Consider the following 4279-nt stretch of genomic DNA (forward strand, 5'->3'; position numbering starts at 1 on the left):
ATAGCCAGCCCCAGCCCGCTACCAGGGGAGTGTTTGTTGTGGCGGAAAAAGCGCTCGGTCAATTTGTAGATTTGTGCTTCATCTACGCCAGTGCCTTCATCGCTCACCGTTAATATTACTTGGCCTACGTCAGCTGTTAGGGCAACGGTGATGACGCCCTGGTAAACATGCTCTCCACCTGCATGCAAGCTGGCATTCTCAATTAAATTGGTGACTAACCAGCGCAACAAAATAGGGTCGCCAATGACATTAGGTATTGCTTGATGTTTTTCAAATGCGAGCTCTTGGCCTTGCTTATAAATAGTAGGGGCCGTTTGAGCGCAGGCTTCCTGACAAATCGCTACTAAATCGACATTCTCCAAATGAGATATATCAACCAACTCGCTGCGTGTTTTGGCATATTTCAGCAGTTGCTTCACGGTGTGGCTGGCATGTTCGGTGATGCGTTGAATCTCTTTTAGATTAGTCTGCGCCGGTGAGGGAAGGGGGGCTTTAAGCGATACCTCGGTTAACGCGCGAATCTCTGAAATGGGTGTTCTAAGCTGATGCGAAACATCGGCATTGAGCTGTTGGGTGCTTTCAATGCTGCGCCGCATTCGCTGCATCAAATGGTTAATGCTCTGGATGAGTGGCAGAATTTCTTTGGGAGCGGCATCATCCAAGGGGTGTAAGTCATTGGGCGAACGTTGTCGTAACGCTTGGCTTGCCGTACTCAGAGGCGCTAGACCTAGATGAATGGCGAATAGGGCAATGGAAATTGCCAGTAGTCCTGTTACGGCCATTAACCCTGAAAGCGTTACCATAAAGTCATTAGTGAGCGTGTGGCGCGCTTCTTTTGATTCGGCTACCACTATTTCAATGTCTACCGATTCATCGCCTCGGTAAAAGGGCAGTGTAAGCGCCACGGCGCGTAATGCATTACCTGCATAGTCTACGTCATAAAAAATGGGTTCTTGAGATGTTTTGGGCGGATCTGATAAACCGCTAAAGCCTGCGATCATGCCTCCTTCAGACTCTTTAATGCGATAAAATATTTTCCCATCGCCTCTACTGCCAAGTGTACTAATGCTGAAGTAGTGCATATTGATGCGCAGTTCACCATCCACCGTGTAAATTCGGCGCTCCAGCCGCTGGGCTGCGTTAAGTAGCAGGTCATCAAAGGTGGCATTAATTTGCCGAGATAACAGCAGATGACTAGAGATCAATGCCAAGATCGCAAGGGCAGTGAAAGGCAGTCCAATCCATAAAAGCAGCCGGCTGCGGATTGATTGGCGTTTACTCATCGCCAGGAGCTTTCACGTCTTTGGGTTTGCAGTCTTTAGCTTCCAGGTAATAGCCCAGGCCGCGTACCGTTTTTAAGCCGAAATCGTAGCCAATTTTTTTACGAATCCGAGAGATGTAAGTTTCTACTGCAGCGTAGCTAACCGACTCATCGGAGGTAGATAGGCGGTCGATAATTTGATCCTTATTAACGAGGCGATTTTGGTTTATCAGCAGGTATTCCATAACTTCTAACTCTCGGCGGTGCAATAGCAAAGGTTTTCCATCTAGGCGCAGCTCCATGGCATCGGGAAGAAACTCTAAGCGCCCACATTGTAGTGTTTCTCCACCAAAGTGTATGGCGCGTCGTACCAGTGCCCGCGCCCGCGCTGCGACCTCTTCCAGTGAAAAAGGCTTACATAAGTAGTCGTCTGCACCTACTTCTAGGCCATGTATGCGCTGATCAAGACTGTCTCGTGCTGAGATGATCAAGACAGGAATTGTATTCTGCTGATGACGTAGCTTGCGCAGTAGGGAGATGCCGTCCAGTTCAGGTAGACCGAGATCCAACACCAACAGATCGTACCCACCTTGCTCAAGAATATGGAGTGCTTTTCTTCCATCGTCGGCGACATCAATGCTAAAGGCAGCCTCAAGTAGAGTGGCTGCAATAGAGTTAGCTAAATTAACATTGTCTTCTACTACTAGCACTTTCATAAGCAATCCTGTTGTTACCCAGTGCGCTATCAATGGGGTCTGTACCATTGATATTGAGACGCTCACAGCTCACTTCATTTTGAGCCTGTCCGAACACTGACAGCCAAGACCATTCGCCTGGGTTGAGCACGAAGCCGTAGCTGAGTGTTAAGCCAGATATGATTTTGACATCACCCAGCCTGGCTTCATTTTGACCTGTGATGTCGTAGTCTTCACTGACAACTTCGTCTCCTGCGGTGAGTTTTTGCATGACTTCGTCGTCATAAATCACTAGCTGAATCGGCTCTACTGAGCGAATTCCGATGCTAGAACCGCCAAAGTCACCCGCGGCGAAACGCATCGGTACAGATACACAGTGGGCTTCATCCTGCTGTTGGGTAGGCGTTTCTCTGCTAATGAGCATGCCTCTTCCGGCAATACCTCGCAGCTGTAATAAAGCGCCTGTTTTTGGTGATTCAATGATCACCACGCCTTTTATGTCACCTGGCATCACTTGCTCATCTTGCACCGTCGAGCCTGGGCTATTAGTAGCATGGCTGTAAGCTGGCAATGTTAAAAAGACTAGCAGTGTGCACAAGAGGGTAAATAAATGGGGCTGGTTATCAACATCTTTCATTGTCTTCTCCAACTTAAAGCGTATTACCATGCTGTGGGGAATCCATATCGGTGAGAGGTGGCTCGCTCGGTAAAGTTAGTAAGATGAGCAACATCACCATGCCGATGACGGGAATCAAGATCACTGACAACCACCAAGCAGAACGCTGAGTGTCGTGCAGTCTTCGCACGGTTAAAGACAACAAGGGCAGAAAAATCGCTAGGCTGTAAATCGCTTCTATTTTCCATGTCGATTGATAGAAGGTTTCCGCTAAAGCAAACGCCATCGATACAAGGCTGTTCACTAGGAAGAACATCCAAAAAGCTGCTCGTGATGCCCTTCCTGAAAATTGTGCGTAACGCTGCCAAGCATCAAAATACCAGTGCATACTTTTCTCCTATCCAGCGGCTGTTGATGCGTAAAAAGTACGTCTTAGTTAGCGTGTCTGCGTCCTCGATCAGGTTCGAGGACGTCCAGGAAAGGGATGTAGGACAAAATGACGAGCGTTAAGCAAAGATCAATAAACCCAACGGAACGGAAATGATCGCTATTCCATTGCCTTTTGTGGTGGCCCTGCTGTTGTCTATATTGGCGGTGTTATTGTTTATGCGCCGTGAAGAATCCACGCCATCGGCGTTTGTTTTTATCGCCCTATGTGCGTTAACAACGACGGTGGTTGGCCTACGTTGGACATTTGATTGGCCGCTGTTGCGCTTATTCCAGCCTATCTTGGCGTCCTGTATTCCCGTTACCGCTTGGTACTGCTTTTCCAGTGCACACCAACGCTATAGGCTGCCAATCTGGCATGTAATACCCCCCGTATTGGTGACCTTAGGCTCCCTGACGTACCCATTCTGGCGTCCGCCTCTAGATCCTGCGTTGACGCTGCTTTATGTGGGATACGGTATCGCGCTAATTCATGCCTCGTTTAAAACGTCGCTCCCTCCCGAGCAAGTACGCTTTTCCGATATCGACAAGGCGTTAAAAGCAGAACGCATGGCGGGTGTGATGCTTTTGATGTCGGCGTGTATTGATGGCGCTCTAGTCGTTGATTTTGAGTTTTTTGCGGGTGCTCATGCACTGACGATTCTCACTATCGGCCATGCCGTATTACTGCCGATACTCGCTATTGCAGTGATTATGGTGAGCTTGAGCATCGCGCCGAGGATTAACGAAACACCCTCTCAAGACGATAAAGAAGCACCTGCAGCAGTCCCAAAAGATAAATCTCACAACCAACTCAATGACGATGGGGAAGAGGGGCTGAATGCAGCAAACCTGAATGCCACAAACCTGAATGTCAGCAACATAGTGAACAAGATAGACGTGTTACTCTCTACCCAAGAAGTATTTCTCGATCCTGATCTGAACTTGGATCGGCTCGCACGTAAAGCTTGTATACCCGCGCGGCAGATATCCGCTGCGATTAATCAGGTTTATGGGCGTAATGTCTCCCAAGTGGTTAACGAATACCGCATTGAGCGAGCAAAAATATTATTAACCACCACCGATAGCAGCATCACCCAGATCTACCTAGACTCGGGTTTTCAGACCAAATCTAATTTTAATCGGGAATTTTCCAGAGTCACCGGTCAAACGCCCAGCGCGTTTCGGCGCGAAGCGGCGGGTAAAGATACGACCTAATGGGCGCCGATGAAGGCTAGAATATCTTGGTAGATGATCTGGTGAAGTTCCTGCCGTGAGTGG

At 48.5% G+C, this 4279-nt stretch carries 5 protein-coding genes; 1 reads left to right on the forward strand and 4 read right to left on the reverse strand.

Features of this window, described 5'->3' with window-relative positions; genetic code table 11:
- The 4 genes from AC0UA9_RS16680 to AC0UA9_RS16695 form a co-directional block, all read right to left on the reverse strand.
- The coding region (locus AC0UA9_RS16680; protein WP_475661784.1) for a sensor histidine kinase N-terminal domain-containing protein at positions 1-1283 on the reverse strand (1283 nt) is incomplete at its 3' end.
- Positions 1276-1977, reverse strand: coding sequence for a response regulator transcription factor (locus AC0UA9_RS16685; protein WP_475661786.1), 702 nt, complete (start codon positions 1975-1977; stop codon positions 1276-1278). The genes AC0UA9_RS16680 and AC0UA9_RS16685, both read right to left, overlap by 8 nt.
- Positions 1946-2554 (reverse strand): hypothetical protein, encoded by a 609-nt coding sequence (locus tag AC0UA9_RS16690; RefSeq protein WP_475661787.1) that lies wholly within the window; start codon positions 2552-2554, stop codon positions 1946-1948. The genes AC0UA9_RS16685 and AC0UA9_RS16690 overlap by 32 nt, the downstream gene beginning before the upstream one ends.
- A 52-nt stretch (positions 2555-2606) precedes the next feature.
- Positions 2607-2960: a DUF805 domain-containing protein gene (locus AC0UA9_RS16695; protein WP_125751070.1), complete on the reverse strand. Its 354-nt coding sequence runs from the start codon at positions 2958-2960 to the stop codon at positions 2607-2609.
- Between the two features lie 152 nt (positions 2961-3112).
- On the opposite strand from AC0UA9_RS16695, the gene AC0UA9_RS16700 reads away from it, so the two are divergent.
- Positions 3113-4216: a helix-turn-helix domain-containing protein gene (locus AC0UA9_RS16700; protein ID WP_125751067.1), complete on the forward strand. Its 1104-nt coding sequence runs from the start codon at positions 3113-3115 to the stop codon at positions 4214-4216.
- Positions 4217-4279 lie beyond the last annotated feature (63 nt).

It is taken from the genome of Colwellia sp. F1, from assembly GCF_056238625.1.

Excerpts from the sequence above, each read along its gene's own strand:
- AC0UA9_RS16685 (WP_475661786.1), bottom strand. The coding sequence starts at position 1,977 with ATGAAAGTGCTAGTAGTAGAAGACAATGTTAATTTAGCTAACTCTATT.
- AC0UA9_RS16700 (WP_125751067.1), top strand. The coding sequence starts at position 3,113 with ATGATCGCTATTCCATTGCCTTTTGTGGTGGCCCTGCTGTTGTCTATA.
- AC0UA9_RS16695 (WP_125751070.1), bottom strand. The coding sequence starts at position 2,960 with ATGCACTGGTATTTTGATGCTTGGCAGCGTTACGCACAATTTTCAGGA.